Genomic DNA, 21,588 nt, shown 5'->3' with positions numbered 1-21,588 from the left:
AGGGCCCCTCCGTCAGCGGCGTTCGGCGTAGCCGGCGAGGCCGGTCTGCAGCAGGGCCAGCCCCGAGCGGCCGCGGGCGCGCAGCTCGGCGACCAGCTCCGGACCGGCGGCGCCGGCCAGCACCCGGTCACGGGCCAGCTCCAGCAGCCCTGCGTACAGCCCCAGCACCGAGTGGGCGGCGAGCCACGGTTCGAGCCGGCCCGGCTCGGCGCCGGTCTCGGTCGCGAACTCCGCGGCGAGGGAGGAGGTCAGTGCGCCGAGGATCTCCCGCTCCCGCACCTGCAGGGTCCGCGAGCCGCGGATCACCCGGGCCATCTCCGCGACGCCCTCGGCGGCCGCGGCGGAGCCGAGCTGGCTGATCGCGGCGACCACGAAGCCGCCGGCGGCCGCGGGCGCCGACACCCCGGCGCGCCGGTGCCGGACGGCGTCGAGCAGCGCCTCGCGCATCGGCGGGTCGGCCTCGAAGACCAGCCCCTCCTTGACCGGGAAGTGGTTGAAGACGGTCTTCTCCACGACGCCCGCGCGCTGGGCGATCTCCTGCACGCTCACGGCGTCGAACCCGCGCTCGGCGAACAGCCCGGCGGCGGCGTCGACGATCTCCTCGCGGGTCTGCTGGCGGCGCAGCTCCCGCTTGTTCGGCCCCCCGCGCCCGCGCCGGCGGGCCGGGCGCCGGCGCTGCTCCTCCGCGTCCTCGGCGGGCCGGACAGGGGCGGGCGGCGCGGGGGTGAAGGCCACCACCTGCGCGGTGCGCCCGGCGTCGTCCGCGACGGGATCGGCGGCCCCGGCCGGGACGACCGGCTCGGCGGCGGCATCGTGCAGGACGGTCGCTGTACCCCGGCTCGCGGAGGCCCCTCCAGTCACAGCAGCCACGCTAGTGACGGGCCGGTCCCGTCCCCGGGCAGCGACACCCGGTGCGATCGTCGGCGTGTCGCGCTCGACCCCGTGGCGTTCACCAACGGTGATCGACCCGTCACCCTTGCGCGTCGGGCCTCGGGTCCCGACGGCCCGTGGGAGCATCGGGGGATGCGCATCGGCACCCTGCGGCGCGGACGGGCGTCCTCGACGGGACCCGGCGTGGCCGGCACCGTCCGGCTGGACCGGCGGACCAAGAACCTCACCAAGCGGCTGCGTCCCGGCGAGGTCGCCGTCATCGACCACGCCGACGTGGACCGGGTGAGCGCCGACTCGCTGGTCGCCGCCAAGGTCGCCGCGGTGGTCAACGCCGCGCCCAGCACCACCGGCCGCTACCCCAACCTCGGTCCCGGGATCCTGGTGGAGGCGGGCATCCCGCTGATCGACGGCGTCGGCAAGGAGGTCTTCGAGACCCTCAAGGAGGGCACGGAGGTCCGGGTCGAGGGCAACCGGCTCTATGTCGGGGAGACCGTCGTCGCCGAGGGCGTCGAGCAGACCCAGGAGACGGTCGACGCGGCGATGGCCGAGGCCCGGGCGGGGCTGTCCACCCAGCTCGAGGCGTTCGCCGCCAACACGATGGAGTACATGAAGCGCGAGCGCGCGCTGCTGCTCGACGGCGTGGGGGTGCCCGACGTCACGACCCGGATCGAGGGCCGGCACGCACTCGTCGTCGTCCGCGGGTACGACTACAAGGAGGACCTGGCGGCGCTGCGGTCCTACATCCGCGACTACCGGCCGGTGCTCATCGGCGTCGACGGCGGCGCCGACGCCATCCGCGAGGCCGGCTACCAACCGGACATGATCATCGGTGACATGGACTCGGTCAGCGACGACGTCCTGCGCTGCGGTGCCGAGGTCGTGGTGCACGCCTACGCCGACGGGCGCGCTCCCGGGCTGCAGCGGGTGCTGGACCTCGGGGTCGAGGCGATCACCTTCCCGGCGTCGGCCACCAGCGAGGACATCGCGATGCTGCTGGCCGACGAGAAGGGTGCCTCGCTCATCGTCGCCGTCGGCACGCACGCCACGCTGGTGGAGTTCCTGGACAAGGGCCGCGGCGGCATGGCATCCACCTTCCTCACCCGGTTGCGCCTGGGCGGCAAGCTCGTCGACGCGAAGGGGGTGAGCCGGCTCTACCGCAGCCGGATCTCCACCCTCGCCCTCACCCTGCTGGTCCTCGCCGCGCTGGCGTCGATCGCGGCGGCGCTGGCCGTCTCGACCGCCGGCCGGGTGTACCTGGACCTGCTCATCGACCAATGGGACAGCTTCACGTTCTGGTTGGAGAACCTCTTCTCGTGATCGACTTCCGCTACCACCTGGTCTCGCTGATCGCGGTCTTCCTGGCCGTGGCGCTGGGCATCGTCATCGGCACCACCCAGCTCAACGGGCCCGTGCTGACGAACCTGCAGAACCAGGTCAGCCAGCTGCAGGAGGACAAGAGGGCCCTGGAGGACCAGACCCGGGAGCTGCAGGCCCAGCTCGACGAGGACGGCGGCTTCGACGAGGCCGTCGGCCCCGTCCTGGTGGCCGACCGGCTGAGCGGGCGAAGCGTGCTGCTGGTGGTCACCGGCGGCGAGGTCGAGCCCGAGGTCGTCGAGGGAGTCACCGCGTTGCTGGGCACCGCCGGCGCGACGGTCACCGGCACGATCCGGCTCACCGACGCCTACGCCGACCCGGCCACCGCCAGCAGCCTGCAGAGCTACGTCAGCGGCCCCGGGCTGCCGGCCGGGGTGCTGCCCCCGGAGACCGGCGACACCGGCGAGCTCGTGGCCTCGGTGCTGGCGCAGGTCCTGATGGTGCCCAGCCCGGGCATCGAGGGCCCCGGGGTGGCGCCGGACACCGCCGCCACCTCGCAGCTCCTCGCCGGCCTGGAGGAGCTCGAGGTCCTGAGCCGGGAGACCAGTTCGGTGAGCCCGGCCGACTACGCGGTGGTCCTCACCTCCGGTGGCATCGAGGGGGAGGACGCCGAGGCGCGCGCCGCGGCGCTGGTGGACCTGGCGACCGCCCTGGATGCCCAGGGGTCCGGTGCCGTCGTCGCCGGGGACTCGGCCGCCGCCCAGGACGGCGGACTGGTCGCCGCCGTCCGGGCCGACGCCGGGGCCAGCGACAACGTCTCCACCGTCGACAACGTCACCGCGCCGGCCGGCCGGATCAGCACCGTGCTCGCCCTGGTCGCCGAGGGTGCGGGCACCTCGGGGCGGTACGGGAGCGGCGAGGACGCCCAGCCGGTGCCGGCGCCGGTCTCATGAGCCCTCGTGGTCAGCACCGCCGGACCCTGGCCCTGACAGCCGCCGGTGCGCTCGCCGCCCGCGCCGGGCTGGCCGGCGCCGCGGCGCTCACCGCTCGCCCGGCCGGGGACCGCTGGCGGCGCACCAACTACGCGGGGCGGCCGGTGACGCTGCTCGGCGGACCGGTGCTGGCCGCCGCGGCGACCACCACCAGCGCGGCCGGTGCCCCGGCCGGGCAGCGGGCCGCCGCGCTCGTCGTCGGTGCGGCGGCGGGGCTGGTCGGCGGCTACGACGACCTCGCCGGCGCTCGCCCGGAACAGGCGCGGGACAAGGGCCTGACCGGTCACCTGGCGGCGCTGCGCGCCGGCCGGGTCTCGGCCGGCGCGGTGAAGGTCGCCGGGATCGGCGCGGCCGCCGCGGTGGCCGCGGTGCTGACCCGCCGCGGTACCGGCGCCGGTGCTCTCGTCGACGGCGTCCTCACCACCGGTCTGGTCGCCGGGACGGCGAACCTGGTCAACCTGCTCGACCTGCGGCCCGGCCGTGCCGGCAAGGCCGCCGTGCTGCTCGCCTCGGCCACCGCCGGTGGGCCCGCCGGGGGGCTCGTCGCCGGCCCGCTGGGTGCCACCCTCGGGGTGCTGCCGGCCGACCTCGGCGAGCGGGTCATGCTCGGTGACTGCGGCGCCAACGCCGTCGGTGCGCTGCTCGGGCTGCGCCTGGCCGCACTGCCCGGTCGCCCGGCGCGCGCCGGCCTGCTCACCGGCATCGCCGCGCTGACCCTGGCCAGCGAGCGGATCAGCTTCACCCGCGTCATCGAGGCCACTCCGGGGCTGCGCGAGCTGGACCGGCTCGGCCGCCGACGGGCGTGAGCGCCCGGCGGGTCGCCTCGGGGGTGGCCGGGGCGGCGCTGCTGATCTCGGCGCTGACCCTGCTGGCACGGACGGCCGGCTTCGGCCGCACGGTGGTGTTCACCAACGCGGTGGGCGCGGACTCCACCGGCGACACCTACCAGGCCGCCAACAACGTGCCCAACATCGTCTTCGAGGTCGTGGCCGGCGGCGCGCTGGCCAGCCTGGTGGTCCCGATGCTGGCCGGCGGGATCGCGGCCGGCGACCGGGAGCAGGTGCGCCGGACGGCCTCGGCGCTGCTGGGCTGGACGCTGCTGCTGCTGGTGCCGCTGGCGGTGCTGCTGGCGGTGCTCGCCCACCCGATCGCGGCCCTGCTGCTGGGCGGGGACGCCGGCGACCCCGCGAAGGTCGATCTCGCGGCCCGCTTCCTGCTCGTCTTCGCCCCCCAGGTCGTCCTCTACGGCATCGCGGTGGTGCTCACCGGCGTGCTGCAGGCGCACCGGCGGTTCACCGGGCCGGCGGTCGCGCCGCTGCTGAGCTCCGTCGTCGTCGCCGGGGCCTATCTGCTCTTCGCCGCCCTCGGGGGAAGCCGGGACGTCGACACCCTGTCCACGGCGGCCGAGCTGGTCCTCGGCGTCGGGACCACGCTCGGGGTGGTGGCGCTGAGCCTGTCGCTGCTGGTGCCGCTGCGGGCGCTGGGGCTGCGGCTGCGCCCGTCGCTGCGCTTCCCCGTCGGCGCCGCGCCGCGGGTGCGCCGGCTGGCGGTGGCCGGGGTGCTGACCCTGGCCGGGCAGCAGCTGGTCGCGGTGGTCGCGATCCGGCTGGCCAACACCACCGACGCCCCGAACGGCACGCTGGTCGTCTACTTCGCGGGGCTGACGCTGTTCCTCCTGCCGTGGGCGGCGGTCGCGGTGCCGCTGGCCACCTCCGTCTACCCCGGGCTCAGCGAGGCCGCCGAGCGGGGCGACGAGCCGGCGTACCGCCGGGCGCTGGCACCGGCCGCGGTGCTCGTCCTCGTCGGGTCGGCGGTCGCCGCGGCCGGGCTGGTCGCGATCTCCGGCCCGATGGCCCGGCTGTTCCTCGCCTCGGGGGACGACAGCGGCGACGCGCTCGCGCTGCAGCCGGCGATCGTCGCCTTCGCCCCGGGGCTGCTCGGCTACGGCCTGGTCGCGCTGCTGTCCCGGGCGCTGTACGCCCGCGGCCTCTGGCGGGCGCCGACCGTCTGCGTGGCCGGCGGGTGGCTGGTCGCCGTGGCTGCCGACCTGGTCCTCTCGGCTGCCCTGCCGTCGGGTGACCGGGCGCTCGCGCTGGCCGCGGGGCACACCGTGGGGGTGAGCGTGGCCGGGCTGGCGCTGCTGGTGGTCACCGGCCGGGTGGCCGGGGCCGGGGCACTGGAGGGCGTGGTGCGGGCCGGGGGAGCGGCCGTCGCCGCCGCCGTGGTCGGCGGGGCCGCGGGGCTGCACACCGCGCGCCTGCTGGGCGCCGACCCGGTGCCCGCCGGTGTCCCCGCGGCGCTGGGCACCGGCGTGGTCGCCGGTGCGGTCGTGCTGGTGGTGGCCGCTGCGGTCATGATGGGCACCGCCCGGCGGCCGCTGCTCGCGGCTGTGGCCGGGCTGCGCGGACCGGTACGGCAGGAGGTGACCCATGGCTGACCCGCAGGAGCCCCCGCTGGCCGACCGGCGGATCGCCGAGGTCCTCGCCACCAGCACCGGTGGCGTCGGCACCCACCTGCGCTCCCTGCTGGGCCCGCTGGGGCGGGCCGGTGCGTCCGTGCGGGTGTGCGGCCCGCAGGCCACCGAGGAGTTGTTCGGCTTCACCGCCGCCGGCGCCGACTTCCGCCCGGTCGGCATCTCCGCCGGTCTGGACCCGGCCGCCGACCTGCGCGCCGTGCTGGCGCTGCGGGGCGCGGCCGCCGGCGCCGACCTGCTGCACGCCCACGGCCTGCGGGCCGGGCTGGTCGCCGCGGCGGCCCGCCGGCTGGCCGGGCAGCGGCGCCGCCCGCTCGTGGTCACCCTGCACAACGCCCTGCCCGAAGGGGGCGGGCTGCGCCGGCGGGTGCTCCAGGTCGCCGAGCGGGCGACCATCCGCGGCGCCGACGTCGTGCTGGCCGCCTCCGGCGACCTCGCCGAGAACGCCCGCCGCCTCGGCGCCCGCGACGTCCGGGTCGCCCCGGTGGCCGCGCCCCCGCTGGCGCCGCCGCAGCGCCCCCGGCCGGAGGTCCGCCGGGAGGTGGGCCTGGACGACGACAGCCGGCCGCTGGTGGTCGCCGTCGGCCGACTGCACCCGCAGAAGGGCTACGACGTCCTGCTGGACGCCGTGGCCCGCTGGATCGCCGATCCGGGGCTGCAGCCGGCTCCGCTGGTGGCGATCGCCGGCGACGGCCCGCTGCACGACGAGCTCGCCGCCCGGATCCGCGCCGAGCAGCTGCCGGTCACCCTGCTGGGCCGCCGCACCGACGTCGCCGACCTGCTGGGCGCCGCGGACGTCTGCGTGCTGCCCTCTGTCTGGGAAGCCCGCTCGCTGACCGCGCAGGAGGCGCTGCGCGCCGGCACCCCGCTGGTCGCCTCCCGCGTGGGCGGCATCCCCGAGCTGGTGGGCGACGCAGCCGAGCTGGTGCCGGTGGGTGACGCCGGTGCGCTGGCCGAGGCCGTCACCCGGGTGCTCACCGACCCGGCGCGGACCGCCCGGCTGGGCGCGGCCGGGCCACGTCAGGCGGCGACCTGGCCCGACGAGGCGGCGACCGCAGCCCAGCTGGTCGCGCTCTACCGGGAGCTGCTCGGCCCGCCCACCGGGCCGCGCCGGTGACCCGGGTGGCCCGGGCGGTCGCCGTGCTGCCGCTGCTGCTCGCGGTGCTGGCGGGTCTGCTCGCCGGGACCGCCGGGACGGCGGCGGCCGCGGACGGCGCGGCCGCCGACCAGTGGCGGGCCGACCGGGTGCTGGTGATCGGGGTGGCCGGCCTGCTGTGGTCGGACCTGGACCCCGAGACGACGCCCCAGCTGTGGTCGCTGGCCGAGGGATCCGGGATCTCGGCGGTCTCGGTCCGCGCCGCCCGGTCCACCACCTGCCTGCTCGACGGCTGGGCGACCCTGGGCGCGGGCAACCGCGCGCGGTACCCCGGTCCGGTCGAGCCGATCCCGCCGTTGCCGCTGCCCAGTGCCCCGGTGCCCGAGGAGGGCGACGGGGACGCCGCCGAGCCGGCCGCCCCGGCGGCCCCGCCGGTCGACACCTCCCTGTCCTTCTGCGGCCTGGAGGAGCAGGTCGCAGAGGTCGGCCTGGAGGAGCCCCGCCGCACCGTCGAGCGGGTGGCCCAGGACGCGGCCACCGCACGCTTCGGCGCCCGGCCCGGGGCCCTGGGTGACGCGGTCGGGTGCAGCACCGCCGTCGGGCGGGCCGCGTCCCTGGCGGTTGCGGGGCCCGACAGCCGGTTCACCGTCGTCGACCGGCTGCCCGACGACCCGGCCGAGGTGGCCGCGCTGCTCGACGAGTGCCCGCTGACGCTGGTGGCCCTGGACAACCTCACCGACGCGGGCAGCTCCAGCCAGCAGGAGACCGAGACCGGCACCCGGGCCGACGCCCGGCCGTGGGCGGTCCGGCAGGCCGACGCCGCCGTCGGGGTGCTGCGGGACGCCGTGGCCGGGCTGCCGGGGGAGACCCTGCTGGTCCTGCAGGGGGTCTCCGAGGTCAACGACGGCCGGCCGCAGCTGCACGTCGGCATCGTCTCCGGGCCCGGTTTCGAGCCCGGCTGGCTCAGCTCGGCGAGCACCGGCCGGGCGCCGTTCACCCAACTGATCGACGTCGCCCCCACGGTGCTGCGGGCGCTGGGTGCCGAACGGCCGTCGACGATGAACGGGCAGCCGATGCGGGTGGCCGGTGCACGCCCGCCGCTGGCCGAGGCGGTCACCGCGCTGGAGCACGCCAACACCCGCGCGGTGGTGCACCACCGCAGCACCGGCACCTTCTTCTGGACCCTGGTCGCGCTCAACGGCGCGCTGCTGGCGGCCGCGCTGCTGGTGCTGGGGCCGCGCCACCCCCGCCGGGACGTGCGCGGCCGGGCCCGGGGTGCGCTGCGGGTCGCCGCGCTGGTCGTCGCGTCGGTGCCGGTGGCCACCTACCTGGCCGGCGTCGTCCCCTGGGAGCGGACGGCCCAGCCGCGGGTCACCCTCGCGCTGGCCGTCGTCGCCGCCGCGCTCGCCGTCGGCGGGGTCGCGGCCGCCGGACCGTGGCGGCGCCGGCGCCTGGGACCACCTGCCGTGGTCCTCGCCGTCACCCTGGTCACGCTGGTCGCCGACGTGCTGGCCGGCTCGCCGCTGGAGCTCAACGGGCTGCTCGGGTACGACGCGATCGTCGCCGGTCGGTTCACCGGGTACGGCAACCTGACCTTCGGGCTGTTCGCGGTCAGCGCCCTGCTGCTGACCGCCGGCGCCGCGGCGTGGTGGGCCCGCCGCGCGGCCGCCCCGTCCCGGATCCGCTGGCTGCTGCCGGTGCTGGTCGCCGGCGTCGTCTCCGTCGTGCTGGTCGGCGCGCCCGGGCTGGGCCGCGACTTCGGCGGGGTCCTCGCCGCGGTGCCGGGATTCGTGGTGCTGGGCATGCTGCTGGCCCGGATCCGGGTGACCGTGGTCCGGTTGGCCGCGGTCCTCGCCGCCGCCGTCGTCGTCGTCGGGACGGTCGCGGTGCTGGACTGGACGGGCCCGCCCGACGACCGCAGCCACCTGGGCCGGTTCGTCGGGCAGCTCGTCGACGGCGAGGCGTGGACGGTGGTCGGGCGCAAGGCGTCGGCCAACCTGGCGATCCTCACCGGCAGCCCGCTGTCGTGGACGCTGCTGGTCGCCGCGGTCGCCGCCGGCTGGCTGCTGCGGCCCGGCGGCCTGCTGCGCAGCGGCCCCGGACGGCGGCCGGGCGGGCTCACCGGCACCCAGCTGCGGGTGCTGCGGGCCGGGCTGACCGCGGTGGCGCTGAGCCTGACCGTCGGGGCGCTGGTCAACGACAGCGGGGTCGCCCTGCCCGCCACCGCGGCCGCCCTGCTGGTGCCGCTGCTGATCTGGCTGGCCGCCGGCACCCAGGCGCCGCACGGGGCGGCGCCCGGCCCCGCTGACGCCGACCCGGGAGGGGAGCCGGGGGACGGGGACCCGCGTGTTAGCGTGGGCGTCCGTGGGTCGACTGGCTGAGCACGGCAACTCTCCCGACAACCGGCGGGGGCCCCTTCTCCCCAACTCGCAGCCGACGAAGTTCATCTTCGTCACCGGCGGCGTGGTCTCCTCGCTGGGCAAGGGCCTCACGGCCAGCTCGCTGGGTGCACTGCTGTCCGCCCGCGGCCTGCGGGTGACGATGCAGAAGCTGGACCCCTACCTCAACGTGGACCCGGGGACGATGAACCCCTTCCAGCACGGCGAGGTGTTCGTCACCGAGGACGGCGCCGAGACCGACCTGGACATCGGCCACTACGAGCGCTTCCTGGACACCGACCTCACCGGGCGGGCCAACGTGACCACCGGGCAGGTCTACTCCGACGTCATCGCCAAGGAGCGGCGCGGGGAGTACCTGGGCGACACCGTGCAGGTCATCCCGCACATCACCAACGAGATCAAGTCGCGCATCATGGCCGTGGCGGAGACCTCCGAGCGGGTCGACGTGGTCATCACCGAGGTCGGCGGCACGGTCGGCGACATCGAGTCGCTGCCCTTCCTCGAGGCAGCCCGCCAGGTGCGGCACGAGATCGGCCGGGACAACTGCTTCTTCCTGCACATCTCCCTGGTGCCCTACATCGCGCCCTCGGGGGAGCAGAAGACCAAGCCCACCCAGCACTCGGTGGCCTCGCTGCGCAGCATCGGCATCCAGCCCGACGCGCTGGTCTGCCGGTCCGACCGGGAGGTCGGGGAGGGCATCAAGCGGAAGATCAGCCTGATGTGCGACGTCGAGGCCGAGGGCGTCATCTCCTGCCCCGACGCGCCGTCCATCTACGACATCCCGAAGGTGCTGCACCGGGAGGGCCTGGACGCCTACGTCGTCCGCCGGCTCGGGCTGCCGTTCCGGGACGTCGACTGGACCGTCTGGGGCGACCTGCTCGACCGCGTGCACCAGCCGAAGCAGACGGTGACCATCGCCCTGGTCGGCAAGTACATCGACCTGCCCGACGCCTACCTGTCGGTCACCGAGGCGCTGCGGGCCGGCGGCTTCGCCCACCGGTCGCGGGTGGAGATCCGCTGGGTCCCCTCCGACGACTGCGAGACCGAGGAGGGCGCCGCGGCGGCGCTCGCCGGCGTCGACGGCGTGTGCATCCCCGGTGGCTTCGGGGTGCGCGGCATCGAGGGCATGTTCGGCGCGATCCGGCACGCCCGGGTCAACGGCATCCCGACGCTGGGGCTGTGCCTGGGCCTGCAGTGCATGGTGATCGAGACCGCCCGCAACCTGGCCGGGATCGCCGGCGCGAACTCCACCGAGTTCGACCCGGGCACCTCCGACCCGGTCATCTCCACGATGGCCACCCAGCTCGACGTCGTCGCCGGGCGCGGGGACATGGGCGGCACGATGCGGCTGGGCAGCTACCCGGCCGCGCTGCAGAAGGGCTCGGTCGTGGCCGCCGCCTACGGGTCGACGGAGATCACTGAGCGGCACCGCCACCGCTACGAGGTGGCCAACGCCTACCGGGACCGGCTCAGCGAGGCCGGCCTGGTCTTCTCCGGCACCTCGCCGGACGGGACGCTGGTGGAGTTCGCCGAGCTGCCCGCCGACGTGCACCCCTTCTTCGTCGGCACCCAGGCCCACCCGGAGCTGAAGAGCCGCCCCACCCGGCCGCACCCGCTGTTCGCCGCGTTCGTGCAGGCAGCGGCGAGTTTCCAGGACTCCGCGCGGCTGCCGGTGCCCGAGGACGAGCCGGTGGGCATCTGATGAGCGTCCCCACGAAGGCGACGGGCGAGCGAGCATCGCAGGGAGCGCCAGCGATCGAGCAGCGGAACGAGTCGGGAGCCGAGCGATGAGCCACGAGTACGAGGTGCTCGCCAGCGAGGAGGTCTACGCCGGCCGGGTGATCTCGCTGCGCAAGGACACCGTGGCGATGCCCGGTGGCGGGGACAGCGTCCGCGAGGTCGTCCGGCACCCGGGTGCGGTGGCGGTCGTCGCGGTCGACGACGACGACCGGGTGGTGCTGCTGCGCCAGTACCGCCACCCGGTGGGGCAGCACCTGTGGGAGCTGCCGGCGGGGCTGCGCGACGTCGACGGCGAGCCGCCGGTGGAGACCGCCCGCCGGGAGCTGGCCGAGGAGGTGCAGCTGGCCGCCGAGCGCTGGTCGCTGCTCACCACCCACTTCTCCTCACCGGGCTTCTGCGACGAGCAGGTGGTCGTCTACCTGGCCGAGGGGCTCTCGGACGTCGATCGGCCCGAGGGCTTCACCGTGGAGCACGAGGAGCTGGACATGACGGTCGAGCGGGTGCCGCTGGGCGAGGCCGTGCAGCAGGTGTTCGACGGGACGATCCGCAACGCGGCCGCCGTGGTCGGCCTGCTGGCCGCGGCGCAGGCCCGCGCGACCCGACCCCGGTTGCGCCCGCTCGACGGCGCCTGACGTCCAGCCGCGGCCCCGCCCGTCCGGCGGGGCCGCGGGCTTGCCCGGAGCCCGGCCGCCGGGACAGGCTGGAGCCGTGCTGACCCTGGACCAGGCCCTGGAACTGCTCGCCGCCGCCCGGGCGGAGGCCGAGGGCATCGGCGTGCCGATGTCGTTCGCGGTGACCGATCCCGGTGGCCACGTGGTGGCCGTGGCCCGGATGGACGGCGCGCCCTGGATCACCCCGGAGGTGGCGCAGGGCAAGGCCTGGACGTCGGTCGCCTTCCGGGTGCCCAGTGACGTGCAGAAGACCCGGATGCAGACGATGCCCAACTTCGTCTCGGCGCTGACCGCCATGACCGGTGGCCGGTACACCCCGCAGACCGGTGCGGTCCCGGTGCACGCCGACGGCGCCCTGGTCGGCGCGATCGGCGCGGCCGGCGGCAGCGGCGCGCAGGACGAGGCGGTCTGCGCGGCCGCGGTCGCCGCGTGCGGCTACACGGTGGGCTGATCCGCCCGGGCGTCCGGGAGCGGCTCCAGGCCCAGCCGGCGCAGCTCGAGCGCGGCCAGGTCGCGCACCGCGGCCGGGTCACCCGCCCGCCAGCGGGCGCCGGTGCCCAACGGCAGGCGGGCCAGGTCCGGCAGCGGTGCGGTCGCCATCGCGCGTGCGGCGAGCAGCTCCAGGTCGGCCGGCTCCACCCCGCCGGCCGCCAGCAACCGTCCGGTCGCGCCGGCCTCCCGCGCCCAGCGCAACCGCGCCGGGAGCCGGCGGGCCACCAGCCAGCCCACCGGGAGCACCACGAGGACCACCGCCAGCACCGCGGCCAGGGTGTGCACCGCGTCCGAGGTGGCCTGGCCGGCGCCGGTCACCGACGCGCCTGCCCGGCCGAGCGCCTCGAGCGGCCCGGACAGCTCGTCGCCGACCATCGGGAGCTCGTCGGCCGCGCCGGCGGCGGACTCCATCGTCCCGGACAGTTCACGGCCCAGGCCGGCCACCGCCTTCCCCGGCTCGGCCAGGGTCAGCACGGCGCCGTGCACCGTCCGGGCGACCAGCACCCACAGCACCGCCCAGAGCAGCAGGCCGAGGTCGCCGGCCACCTGGCGGGCCCGGCGGTCGGGGCGGTCGGCGTACAGGCGCATCGGGCGGCTCCGGGGGGACGGTGCGACGTGGGTCCGGTGGAACGTGGGTCCGGTGGAACGTGGGTCCTGGGCATCGTGCGGCACGCGGCTGCGCGCGGCGATCCAGGACCGAGCAAGAACGGTCGGGCCGGAGAGCCCGCCCGCTCGGGAGACTGCGGGCATGACCGAGGACGTGCGGGCCGGGCGTGACCGGCTGCGCGAGCTGCTGGACGCGGTGCTGGACGAGGGCAACCGCACGCTCACCGAGATGGCCGGGGACGCCTTCGCCTCCCCGTGGCACTTCAGCCGCCAGGTGGCCCGGGGTGCCGGGGAGTCGCCGGTGGCGCTGCGCCGGCGGGTGGAGCTGGAGCGGGCGGCCTGGCAGCTGCAGCAGGGCCGGCGGGTCACCGACGTCGCGTTCGCTGCCGGGTACGAGTCGGTGGAGGGGTTCAGCCGCGCGTTCGTCCGGGCCTACGGCCGCTCCCCGGGGCAGCAGGCACCGGCGCCCACCCGCGACCACCACTGGCTCCCCGCGCCCAACGGCATCCACTTCCACCCGCCGACCTCGCTGTGGGTGGCCGGTGAGCCCGGTGCCCGCGGCGGGGACGAGGTCACCGCCCTGCTGGTGCACCACGCCCTGGACGACACCCGGTCGCTGCTGGAGACCGCCCGGGAGCTGCCGGACGACGAGTACCGGCGTCCGCGCGCCGCCGATCTGCAGGTGCTGCCCTGGGACGGCCCGGAGGAGTCCCTCGCCGCCGTCCTCGAGCACCTTGTGCGGACGACGGAGGTCTGGCTCGCCTCGGTCGAGGGGGCCGATCACCCGGCCCGCGGCAGCGACGGCCCCGCCGCCCTGCTCGCCCGGCACGACGCCGCCGCGCCCCGCTGGCTGGCCTTCGTGCGCGACGTCTCCCGCCGCGGCGCCTGGGGAGACCGGCTCGTCGACGCGCTCTGCGACCCGCCCGAGACGTTCGTGCTGGGCAGCGTCGTCGCCCACGTGCTGACCTTCGGCGCGCACCGGCGGCTGCTGGCGCGCCACTGGCTCCGCGCGGCCGGTGTGCCGGTCGACGCGGGCGACCCGATCGACTGGCTGAGCAGGAGGGCCCCGTGACCCGCACCGTGTACCACACCGCCACCTCCCTGGACGGGTTCATCGCCACCGCCGACCACTCGCTGGACTGGCTGCTGAGCCGGGAGAGTGACGAGGACGGGCCGATGGGCTACCCCGCGTTCATCGCCGGGGTCGGCGCCATCGCCATGGGCGCGACGACGTGGGAGTGGGTGCGCCGCCACGACCCCGACTGGCTGCCGGAGCGGCCAGCCTGGGTGTTCACCCATCGCGACCTGGCGGCCCCACCCGGAGCGGACGTGCGGTTCACCGCCGACGACCCGGCGCGGGTGCACGCGGCGATGACGGCGGCCGCGGCCGGGCGCGACGTGTGGATCGTCGGCGGCGGGGACCTGGCCGGGCAGTTCGCCGACCGCGGCCTGCTCGACGAGGTCGCAGTGTCCGTCGCGCCGGTCACCCTGGGCGGCGGGGCCCCGCTGCTGCCCCGGCGCGTGGAGCTGGTGGTGCGCGAGTGCGCCCGCAACGGCGAGTTCGTCTGCGTGCGGTACGCGGTGCTGCCCAGCCCGGCCGGTGCCTGACCCGGTCGGTCAGCGGCCGATCCGGTCCAGCTCGGCCAGGTCCTCGGCGCCGAGCCGGAGCCCGGCGCCGGCGACGTTCTCCCGCAGGTGCGCCATCGACGAGGTACCGGGGATCAGCAGGACGTTCGGCGAGCGCTGCAGCAGCCAGGCGAGGGCCACCGACATGGGGGTGGCGCCCAGCCGGTCGGCCACCGCGGACAGCGCCGTCGACTGGAGCGGGGTGAACCCGCCGAGCGGGAAGAACGGCACGTAGGCGATGCCGGCGGCGGCCAGGTCGTCGATCAGTCCGTCGTCCTGCCGGGTGGCGAGGTTGTACCTGTTCTGCACGCAGACGATCGGCGCGATCGACCGGGCCTCGGCGACCTGCGCGGGCGTCGCGTTGCTCACCCCGAGGTGCCGGACCAGGCCCTGCTGTTGGAGCTCGGCCAACGTCTCGAACGGCTCGGCGAGCGAACCGGCGACGGGCCCTTCGGCGTCGCCCAGCCGCAGGTACACCAGGTCGAGCACCTCCAGGCCGAGGGTCTCGAGGTTCTCCTGCACCTGACCGCGGATGTCCTCCGGCTGCCGTGCCGGGGGCCAGCCGCCGGCGGAGTCCCGGGTCGCACCGACCTTGGTGGCGACGTGCAGCGACTCCGGGTAGGGGTGCAGCGCCTCGCGGATCAGCTCGTTGGTGACCCGCGGTCCGTAGGCGGCACTGGTGTCGACGTGGGTGATGCCGAGCGCGACGGCCTCGCGGAGGACGGCGAGTGCGCCGTCGTGGTCGGCGGGCGGGCCCATGACCCCGGGGCCGGCGAGCTGCATCGCGCCGTAGCCGAACCGGGTGACGGTCAGGTCGCCCAGCGTCCGGCTGCCGCCGGGGAGCGGAGGGGAGAGCGTGTCCATGTCCTGCCTTCTCGGATGAGTGGGTGGTGTCCGGTCGTTCCTCTGGAGAGGGTGGTGCGGGAACCCCTCGGCGGGAAGCAGGCACCTGGAAGTGCGTAGGTCACCCAGGGGTGGGAGGAGCGGTCCGTGGCGACGACGACGGCGGCCCAGCGGCGGGCGCAGGACAAGGTGGAGTACGAGGCGTTCCTGGCGGCCTGCGCCGGCCGCCAGCTGCTCGACCGGATCTCCGAGAAGTGGGTCATGCTGGTCCTCGCCGCGCTCGGCAGCGGTGGCCCGCACCAGGAGGGTGGCCCGTGCAGCGGTGAGCCGCGGGCGATGCGGTACTCCGAGCTGTCCCGTCAGCTGGCCGGGGTCAGCCAGAAGATGCTCACCCAGACGCTGCGCTCCCTGGAGCGGGACGGGTTGCTCACCCGCACCGTGACACCGACGGTGCCGGTCACCGTCACCTACGAGCTGACCGACCTCGGACTGTCGCTGTACGGGACGATCCGCGGGCTCAAGGTCTGGGCCCAGCAGCACATGGACGAGGTGCTCGCCGAGCGCGCCGCCTACGACGCCCGGGTCGGCCCGAGCCGAGGCCGCTGACCGGCCGAGGGTGGCCGTTGACACACCTGGCGCACCGGCCGTGCCTAGACTCCGCCGGGAGGCGCGCCCCGACCGGGCCCGCCCAGAATGCGGTGGCACCACCGACACCCCGGTGGCTGACGCCGGGACCGGGGGTCGGAGCAGATGCGGGTCGGAGTCGCCCGAGAGGTCAAGAACCGCGAGTACCGGGTCGCCCTGACGCCGTCGGGCGTCACCGAGCTGGTCGCCGCCGGGCACGAGGTGCTCGTCGAGCACGACGCGGGGGCCGGGTCGTCGATCCCGGACGCCGACTTCACCGCGGCCGGCGCCCGGATCGTCCCCACCGCCGACGACGTCTGGGCCGACGCCGACCTGCTGCTCAAGGTGAAGGAGCCGGTCGCGGAGGAGTACGGCCGGCTGCGCGCCGAGCAGACCCTCTTCACCTACCTGCACCTGGCCGCCTCCCGGGCCTGCACCGACGCGCTGCTCGCTGCCGGCACCACCGCCATCGCCTACGAGACGGTGCAGACCGACGGCGGGGCCCTGCCGCTGCTCGCCCCGATGTCGGAGGTCGCCGGCCGGATGGCGCCGCAGGTCGGGGCGCACACCCTGGAGCGCGCGCAGGGCGGGCGCGGGGTGCTGCTGGGCGGCGCGTCCGGGGTGCACGCGGCGAAGGTCGTCGTCCTCGGCGCCGGGGTCTCCGGGATGAACGCGGCCACGATCGCACTGGGCATGCAGGCGCAGGTCACCGTGCTCGACCGCGACCTGGAGAAGCTCCGCGCCGCCGACCGGCTCTACCGCGGGCACCTGCAGACGGTCGCCTCCAACGCCCTGGAGGTCGAGCGGGCGGTGCTGGAGGCCGACCTCGTGATCGGCGCGGTCCTGGTGCCCGGCGCCAAGGCCCCCACGCTGGTCACCGACGAGCTGGTCGGCCGGATGAAGCCGGGGTCGGTGCTGGTGGACATCGCCGTCGACCAGGGCGGGTGCTTCGAGTCCACCCGGCCGACCACGCACGACGACCCGACGTTCGGCGTGGCCGACTCGGTCTTCTACTGCGTGGCCAACATGCCCGGCGCGGTGCCGCACACCTCCACCTACGCCCTGACCAACGTCACGCTGCCCCACGTGCTCGCCCTCGCCTCCCGGGGCACCGACGGGGCGGTGACGGCGGACCCGGCGCTGGCCCGCGGGGTCAACGTCGCCGCTGGCCGGCTGGTGCACGAGGGGGTGGCCGCGGCGCACGGGCTGCCGTGGGAGCCGCTGGCGGAGGTGCTGTCCTGACGGCCGCGCGGACCGGGGCCGGCCCCGACGTGCAGCGGGTGGTCACCGGGTACCTGGACCACCTGACGGTCGAGCGCGGCCTGGCCGCCAACACCATCGCCTCCTACCGCCGCGACCTGCGCCGGTACGCCGAGTTCCTGGCGGCCACCGGCGTGCGCGGTCTCGGGGAGGTGGGCGAGTCCGACGTCGCGGCGTTCCTGGTGGCGCTGCGCACCGGCGATGAGGACCACCCGCCGCTGTCGGCGACGTCGGCGGCGCGCGCGGTGGTCGCCGTCCGGGGGCTGCACCGCTTCGCGCTGCTCGACGGGCTGGTGCCCGACGACGTCGCGGCGGAGGTGCGCCCGCCGGCCCCGGCCCGCCGGCTGCCCAAGGCGATCCCGGTCGAGGAGATCGAGGCGCTGCTGACCGCCGCCGGGTCCGTGGAGGGCCCCCGCGGGCTGCGCGACCGGGCACTGCTGGAGCTGTTGTACGGCACCGGTGCCCGGATCTCCGAGGCGGTCGGGCTGGCCGTCGACGACCTGGACCTGGGCAGCGACCCCAGCAGGGCCGCCGTCCGGCTGGCCGGCAAGGGCGGCAAGGAGCGCGTCGTCCCGGTGGGCAGCTACGCCGTCCGGGCCGTCGAGGAGTACCTGGTGCGCGCGCGGCCGGCGCTGGCGGAGAAGAGCCGGCCGGGAGCGCGCGGGGGAACGCTGTTCCTCAACGCCCGCGGCGGGCCGCTGTCCCGGCAGAGCGCCTGGTCGATCCTGCGCGACGCCGCCGAGCGGGCGGGGATCTCCGCCGAGCTGTCCCCGCACACGCTGCGGCACTCCTTCGCCACCCACCTGCTCGACGGCGGCGCCGACGTCCGGGTCGTGCAGGAGCTGCTCGGGCACGCCTCGGTGACCACCACGCAGGTGTACACGCTGGTCACCGTCGACCGGCTGCGCGAGGTCTACGCCACCAGCCACCCCCGCGCGCTGCGCTGACCAGCCGCGCAGCCCGTCGGCAGATTTGTCGACAACTCGACCGCCAGCCGGTCACGTCCCCCTCCCGGGCTGCCGAGATCACCGGTGGGAGATCGGTGCGGAGGCTTCCCCCCGCCGTGCCGCGAGGTCTCCCGGCGCGGCCACCGTCCGGTGGTCGCGGGTCCGGGGCCGGCGCACGCCGCCGGCCGGCACCAGCGAGGGAAGAGGGCGCACACCATGTCGACACGAGCCGAGGCGGCGGGGCGCGCGGTCGCGCTCCCGTACGGCGGGGCCCCGGCCGGCGATGCCGAGATGGGGGCGCCGGCCAGCCGGATCGACCCGGCGAAGGCGCGGCAGCGCAAGCTGCCCGACCCCAAGCCGCTCACGCAGCACGGGCCGGCGCGGATCATCGCGATGTGCAACCAGAAGGGCGGCGTCGGCAAGACGACGTCGACCATCAACCTCGGTGCCGCCCTCACCGAGGCCGGGCGCAAGGTGCTGCTGGTCGACCTGGACCCGCAGGGCGCGCTGTCGGTCGGCCTGGGCATCCCCGCGCAGCAGCTGGACCGCACGATCTACAACGCCCTGATGGAGCCGGCCACGACGCTGGCCGACGTGCGGGTGGCCACCGGCGTGCCCGGCCTGGACCTGGTGCCCAGCAACATCGACCTGTCCGCCGCCGAGGTGCAGCTGGTCAGCGAGGTCGCCCGCGAGCAGACCCTGATGCGGGTGCTCGGCCCGATCCGCGCCGAGTACGACTACGTGCTCATCGACTGCCAGCCCTCGCTGGGCCTGCTGACGGTCAACGCGCTGACCGCCGCGCACGGCGTGATCATCCCGCTGGAGTGCGAGTTCTTCTCGCTGCGCGGCGTCGCCCTGCTGGTCGACACCATCGACAAGGTCAAGGAGCGGCTCAACCCGGCGCTGGAGGTCTCCGGGATCCTCGCCACGATGTACGACACGCGGACCGTGCACTGCCGCGAGGTGTTCAGCCGCGTGGTCGAGGCCTTCGGTGACACCGTCTTCCAGACCGTCATCGGCCGCACCGTGCGGTTCCCGGAGACGACCGTCGCCGGGCAGCCGATCACCACCTGGGCGCCCACGTCCTCCGGCGCCGCGGCCTACCGCGACCTGGCCAAGGAGGTCATCGCACTGTGACGCGGCGACCCGTCCTCCCCGGAGCGAGCGAGCTGTTCCGCCGCACCGACGCACCGGCCGCGCCGTCGGCGCCGGTCACCGAGCTGCCGACCCTCGCCGCCGCGCAGTCGTCCCCGGCCCTGCGCGGCGCCAAGGCCGAGCCCGCCCGGCCGGCCGCCGAGCCGCAGACCGCGCCGCCGCCGCCCGGCGCGGCGCCGCTGACCCTGGTGCCCGACGTGGCGGGGGGTGCGCCGCGGATCGTCGTCGACGAGCTCGCCGGCCACCGCGCTGCGCTGCCCGCGCCGGCCCCGAAGGCCGCGAGCCGGCAGCGCGCCGACCGCGGGCGCACCCGGCACGAGGAGAAGATCACCGTCTACTGCTCGGCCGAGGAGCTGCTGGCGCTGGAGTCGGCCCGGCTCACGCTCCGCGGCCAGCACGGCGTGGTGGCCGACCGGGGGCGGATCGTCCGTGAGGCGATCGCGGTCCTGCTGTCGGACTACGAGCTGCACGGCGAGGACTCCGTCCTGGTCCGCCGCCTCCGCAAGTGAGCTGACCGTTCGTCCGACGAGGTGGGGCGTTCCGGCCGGGGCTGGCGGGACTGCTGTGGTCGGGCGGCTGACCAGCGCCTCCGGGCGATCTAGGCTCGGAGCGTGACGACGACGGTGGCGGAGGTGGTCCCCGACGGGCGGTTCACCGTCCGGCTGACCAACTTCGAGGGCCCGTTCGACCTGCTGCTGCAGCTGATCGGCAAGCACAAGCTCGACGTCACCGAGATCGCGCTGTCGAAGGTCACCGACGAGTTCATCGCCCACCTGCGCGCCCTCGGCGACGAGCTGGACCTGGACCAGGCCAGCGAGTTCCTGGTCGTGGCCGCGACCCTGCTGGACCTCAAGGCCGCCCGGTTGCTGCCGGCCGCCGACGTGGAGGACGAGGACGACCTGGAGCTGCTGGAGGCGCGCGACCTGCTGTTCGCCCGGCTGCTGCAGTACCGGGCGTACAAGCAGGCCGCCGAGTTCCTGCGCGAGCGGGAGGCGCAGGCGGCCCGCCGGTTCCCCCGGGACGCCGCCCTGGAGCCCCGCTTCGCCGACCTGTTGCCCGAGGTGCTGCTGGGGGTGGGCCCGGAGCAGTTCGCCGCGCTCGCCGCGCAGGCGCTGACCCCCAAGCCCCCGCCCACGGTCAGCGTCTCCCACCTGCACGCGCCGGCGGTGAGCCTGACCGAGCAGCTGGTCCTGGTGCGGGTTCGGCTGGCCGAGGCGGGGACGGCGACCTTCCGGGGCCTGAGCCGGGACTGCGCGCACACCCTGGAGGTGGTGGCCCGCTTCCTCGCCCTGCTGGAGCTGTACCGCCAGCAGCTGGTCACCTTCGACCAGGTGGTCCCGCTGGGGGAGCTGCACGTGCGGTGGACTGGACCGCAGCTCGTCGACGGCCGGCTGCCGGGGCTCGACGACGACGCCGACGAGCGCGTGGAGGAGTACGCGTGACCGGGCCCGAACTGCCCGAGGACCAGCAGACCGGCGACCAGCCGCCCGAGGAGCGCCCCGCCTTCTCCTGGGACGCACTCGCCGCCGAGTTCGCCGCCGCCGGGCAGGACGACGACGACCCGCCGGTCGCGGCCTGGGACGCCATCGCCGCCGAGCTCGCCGCCGGCCTGGGCACCCCCGAGGACGCCGACGGCTCGCCGGAGGGCTCCCTCCCGGACAGCGGCCCATCCGCCGACGGGCCCGCCGCGCCCCCGCTCGGGCGCGCCCCGGCCGCCCCGCCGGTGGAGCTGGTCGTCGTCCCCGAGCCGGAGGCCCCGGTCGAGGAGCCGACGGCCGCCGAGCCGGCACCCGACGAGCCGCCGCTGGACGCCGTCGCGCTGCGCGGTGGGCTGGAGGCGCTGCTGTTCGTCGCGGACGCCCCGCTGGACGAGGGGGCGATGGCCGCCGCGCTGCGCTGCTCGGTGCTGCGGCTGCGCCAGGAGCTGGCCGATCTGGCCGCCGGTTACGACGCCCGGCGCGCCGGCGTGGTGCTGCGCCGGGTGGGGGAGGGGTGGCGGCTCTACACCCGCGAGGAGCACGCCCCCGTCGTCGAGCGGCACCTCCTGGGCGGGCAGCGCAGCAGGCTCACCCAGGCGGCGCTGGAGACGCTCGCGGTGATCGCCTACCGCCAGCCGGTCACCCGCGCGCGCGTCTCGGCGATCCGCGGGGTGGGCGTCGACGCCGTCGTCCGGACCCTGGTGACCCGGGGGCTGATCCGGGAGGCCGGCTCGGACCCCGACACCGGGGGAGGGTTGTACGTGACCACGCCGCTGTTCCTGGAGCGGCTCGGCCTCACCGGCCTCGACGAGCTGCCGCCGCTGGCGCCGCTGCTCCCGGAGACCCGCACCGTGCTCGCCGAGCACCCGGACGCCTGAGGGACCTGCGTGGCTGCTGGACGGCGCGGGCCGTGCCGGCACCGCTGATCACGGGGCCCGCCGGTCGGCCGGTTCGTCTGCCACCGCGAGGGTGGGAGACTGG

General features: G+C 76.2%; 21 protein-coding genes. 18 read left to right on the top strand and 3 right to left on the bottom strand.

Translation table 11 applies throughout. The features are described 5' to 3' along the window. Positions 1–12 precede the first annotated feature (12 nt). Complete coding sequence (locus ACI79Y_RS16555) at positions 13–861, bottom strand: TetR/AcrR family transcriptional regulator (RefSeq protein ID WP_457159542.1); 849 nt, start codon at positions 859–861, stop codon at positions 13–15. A gap of 162 nt (positions 862–1,023) precedes the next feature. Here ACI79Y_RS16555 and steA point away from each other — a divergent pair, with 162 nt between their 5' ends. The 9 genes from steA (at position 1,024) to ACI79Y_RS16510 (ending at position 12,027) form a co-directional block, all read left to right on the top strand. Further along, the gene (steA, locus tag ACI79Y_RS16550; protein WP_457159541.1) at positions 1,024–2,208 is read left to right on the top strand and encodes a putative cytokinetic ring protein SteA; all 1,185 of its coding nucleotides are present in this window, start codon (positions 1,024–1,026) and stop codon (positions 2,206–2,208) included. Further along, the gene (locus ACI79Y_RS16545) at positions 2,205–3,158 is read left to right on the top strand and encodes a copper transporter (protein WP_457159540.1); all 954 of its coding nucleotides are present in this window, start codon (positions 2,205–2,207) and stop codon (positions 3,156–3,158) included. The genes steA and ACI79Y_RS16545 overlap by 4 nt, the downstream gene beginning before the upstream one ends. Beyond that, positions 3,155–4,003, top strand: coding sequence for a hypothetical protein (locus ACI79Y_RS16540; RefSeq protein WP_457159539.1), 849 nt, complete (start codon positions 3,155–3,157; stop codon positions 4,001–4,003). Before ACI79Y_RS16545 ends, ACI79Y_RS16540 begins: the two co-directional genes overlap by 4 nt. After that, complete coding sequence (murJ, locus tag ACI79Y_RS16535; RefSeq protein ID WP_457159538.1) at positions 4,000–5,634, top strand: murein biosynthesis integral membrane protein MurJ; 1,635 nt, start codon at positions 4,000–4,002, stop codon at positions 5,632–5,634. Before ACI79Y_RS16540 ends, murJ begins: the two co-directional genes overlap by 4 nt. Continuing rightward, positions 5,627–6,787, top strand: a complete 1,161-nt coding sequence (locus tag ACI79Y_RS16530; protein ID WP_457159537.1) for a glycosyltransferase family 4 protein — start codon at positions 5,627–5,629, stop codon at positions 6,785–6,787. Before murJ ends, ACI79Y_RS16530 begins: the two co-directional genes overlap by 8 nt. Continuing rightward, positions 6,784–9,147 (top strand): hypothetical protein, encoded by a 2,364-nt coding sequence (locus ACI79Y_RS16525; RefSeq protein WP_457159536.1) that lies wholly within the window; start codon positions 6,784–6,786, stop codon positions 9,145–9,147. Before ACI79Y_RS16530 ends, ACI79Y_RS16525 begins: the two co-directional genes overlap by 4 nt. After that, positions 9,131–10,867 carry a CTP synthase gene (locus ACI79Y_RS16520; RefSeq protein WP_457159535.1) on the top strand — a complete coding sequence of 579 codons (1,737 nt, stop codon included), beginning with the start codon at positions 9,131–9,133 and terminating at the stop codon, positions 10,865–10,867. The genes ACI79Y_RS16525 and ACI79Y_RS16520 overlap by 17 nt, the downstream gene beginning before the upstream one ends. Positions 10,868–10,952: 85 nt before the next feature. Then, complete coding sequence (locus tag ACI79Y_RS16515) at positions 10,953–11,537, top strand: NUDIX domain-containing protein (RefSeq protein WP_457159534.1); 585 nt, start codon at positions 10,953–10,955, stop codon at positions 11,535–11,537. A 76-nt stretch (positions 11,538–11,613) separates the two neighbouring features. Further along, the gene (locus ACI79Y_RS16510; RefSeq protein WP_457159533.1) at positions 11,614–12,027 is read left to right on the top strand and encodes a GlcG/HbpS family heme-binding protein; all 414 of its coding nucleotides are present in this window, start codon (positions 11,614–11,616) and stop codon (positions 12,025–12,027) included. Here the strand turns inward: ACI79Y_RS16510 and ACI79Y_RS16505 are convergent. Further along, the gene (locus ACI79Y_RS16505) at positions 12,012–12,656 is read right to left on the bottom strand and encodes a hypothetical protein (RefSeq protein WP_457159532.1); all 645 of its coding nucleotides are present in this window, start codon (positions 12,654–12,656) and stop codon (positions 12,012–12,014) included. The genes ACI79Y_RS16510 and ACI79Y_RS16505 overlap by 16 nt on opposite strands. A 160-nt stretch (positions 12,657–12,816) precedes the next feature. Between ACI79Y_RS16505 and ACI79Y_RS16500 the strand changes: the two genes are divergently transcribed. Both ACI79Y_RS16500 and ACI79Y_RS16495 read left to right on the top strand, forming a co-directional pair. After that, a complete protein-coding gene (locus ACI79Y_RS16500; RefSeq protein WP_457159531.1) occupies positions 12,817–13,746 on the top strand; it encodes a helix-turn-helix domain-containing protein in 930 nt (309 codons plus the stop codon). Beyond that, the gene (locus ACI79Y_RS16495; RefSeq protein WP_457159530.1) at positions 13,743–14,282 is read left to right on the top strand and encodes a dihydrofolate reductase family protein; all 540 of its coding nucleotides are present in this window, start codon (positions 13,743–13,745) and stop codon (positions 14,280–14,282) included. Before ACI79Y_RS16500 ends, ACI79Y_RS16495 begins: the two co-directional genes overlap by 4 nt. A gap of 9 nt (positions 14,283–14,291) precedes the next feature. On the opposite strand, the gene ACI79Y_RS16490 is transcribed toward ACI79Y_RS16495, so the two are convergent. Then, complete coding sequence (locus tag ACI79Y_RS16490; RefSeq protein ID WP_457159529.1) at positions 14,292–15,164, bottom strand: aldo/keto reductase family oxidoreductase; 873 nt, start codon at positions 15,162–15,164, stop codon at positions 14,292–14,294. 126 nt (positions 15,165–15,290) lie between these two features. Between ACI79Y_RS16490 and ACI79Y_RS16485 the strand changes: the two genes are divergently transcribed. From ACI79Y_RS16485 to scpB, 7 genes are all read left to right on the top strand, one after another. Then, entirely contained in the window at positions 15,291–15,749 is a 459-nt protein-coding gene (locus ACI79Y_RS16485; protein WP_457159528.1) for a winged helix-turn-helix transcriptional regulator, read from the top strand. Between the two features lie 144 nt (positions 15,750–15,893). Further along, positions 15,894–17,009 carry an alanine dehydrogenase gene (gene ald / locus ACI79Y_RS16480; RefSeq protein ID WP_457159527.1) on the top strand — a complete coding sequence of 372 codons (1,116 nt, stop codon included), beginning with the start codon at positions 15,894–15,896 and terminating at the stop codon, positions 17,007–17,009. 38 nt (positions 17,010–17,047) lie between these two features. Beyond that, entirely contained in the window at positions 17,048–17,974 is a 927-nt protein-coding gene (gene xerD, locus ACI79Y_RS16475; RefSeq protein WP_457159526.1) for a site-specific tyrosine recombinase XerD, read from the top strand. Positions 17,975–18,190: 216 nt separating this feature from the next. Beyond that, positions 18,191–19,111 (top strand): ParA family protein, encoded by a 921-nt coding sequence (locus ACI79Y_RS16470; protein WP_457159525.1) that lies wholly within the window; start codon positions 18,191–18,193, stop codon positions 19,109–19,111. Next, positions 19,108–19,638: a hypothetical protein gene (locus ACI79Y_RS16465; protein ID WP_457159524.1), complete on the top strand. Its 531-nt coding sequence runs from the start codon at positions 19,108–19,110 to the stop codon at positions 19,636–19,638. Before ACI79Y_RS16470 ends, ACI79Y_RS16465 begins: the two co-directional genes overlap by 4 nt. 102 nt (positions 19,639–19,740) lie before the next feature. After that, positions 19,741–20,571 carry a segregation and condensation protein A gene (locus ACI79Y_RS16460; RefSeq protein WP_457159523.1) on the top strand — a complete coding sequence of 277 codons (831 nt, stop codon included), beginning with the start codon at positions 19,741–19,743 and terminating at the stop codon, positions 20,569–20,571. Continuing rightward, a complete protein-coding gene (gene scpB / locus ACI79Y_RS16455) occupies positions 20,568–21,485 on the top strand; it encodes an SMC-Scp complex subunit ScpB (RefSeq protein WP_457159522.1) in 918 nt (305 codons plus the stop codon). The genes ACI79Y_RS16460 and scpB overlap by 4 nt, the downstream gene beginning before the upstream one ends. Positions 21,486–21,588: the final 103 nt, after the last annotated feature.

This window comes from Modestobacter sp. SYSU DS0875 (genome assembly GCF_054050915.1).
Note: the sequence above shows the minus strand (reverse complement) of the source record. Positions and strands in the feature narration are given on the sequence as shown.

Bases quoted from the DNA above. Each gene is read 5' to 3' on its own strand.
- steA (WP_457159541.1), top strand. From the start codon at position 1,024: ATGCGCATCGGCACCCTGCGGCGCGGACGGGCGTCCTCGACGGGACCC.
- ACI79Y_RS16540 (WP_457159539.1), top strand. From the start codon at position 3,155: ATGAGCCCTCGTGGTCAGCACCGCCGGACCCTGGCCCTGACAGCCGCC.
- ACI79Y_RS16530 (WP_457159537.1), top strand. From the start codon at position 5,627: ATGGCTGACCCGCAGGAGCCCCCGCTGGCCGACCGGCGGATCGCCGAG.
- ACI79Y_RS16515 (WP_457159534.1), top strand. From the start codon at position 10,953: ATGAGCCACGAGTACGAGGTGCTCGCCAGCGAGGAGGTCTACGCCGGC.
- ACI79Y_RS16505 (WP_457159532.1), bottom strand. From the start codon at position 12,656: ATGCGCCTGTACGCCGACCGCCCCGACCGCCGGGCCCGCCAGGTGGCC.
- ACI79Y_RS16500 (WP_457159531.1), top strand. From the start codon at position 12,817: ATGACCGAGGACGTGCGGGCCGGGCGTGACCGGCTGCGCGAGCTGCTG.
- ACI79Y_RS16490 (WP_457159529.1), bottom strand. From the start codon at position 15,164: ATGGACACGCTCTCCCCTCCGCTCCCCGGCGGCAGCCGGACGCTGGGC.
- ald (WP_457159527.1), top strand. From the start codon at position 15,894: ATGCGGGTCGGAGTCGCCCGAGAGGTCAAGAACCGCGAGTACCGGGTC.
- ACI79Y_RS16470 (WP_457159525.1), top strand. From the start codon at position 18,191: ATGTCGACACGAGCCGAGGCGGCGGGGCGCGCGGTCGCGCTCCCGTAC.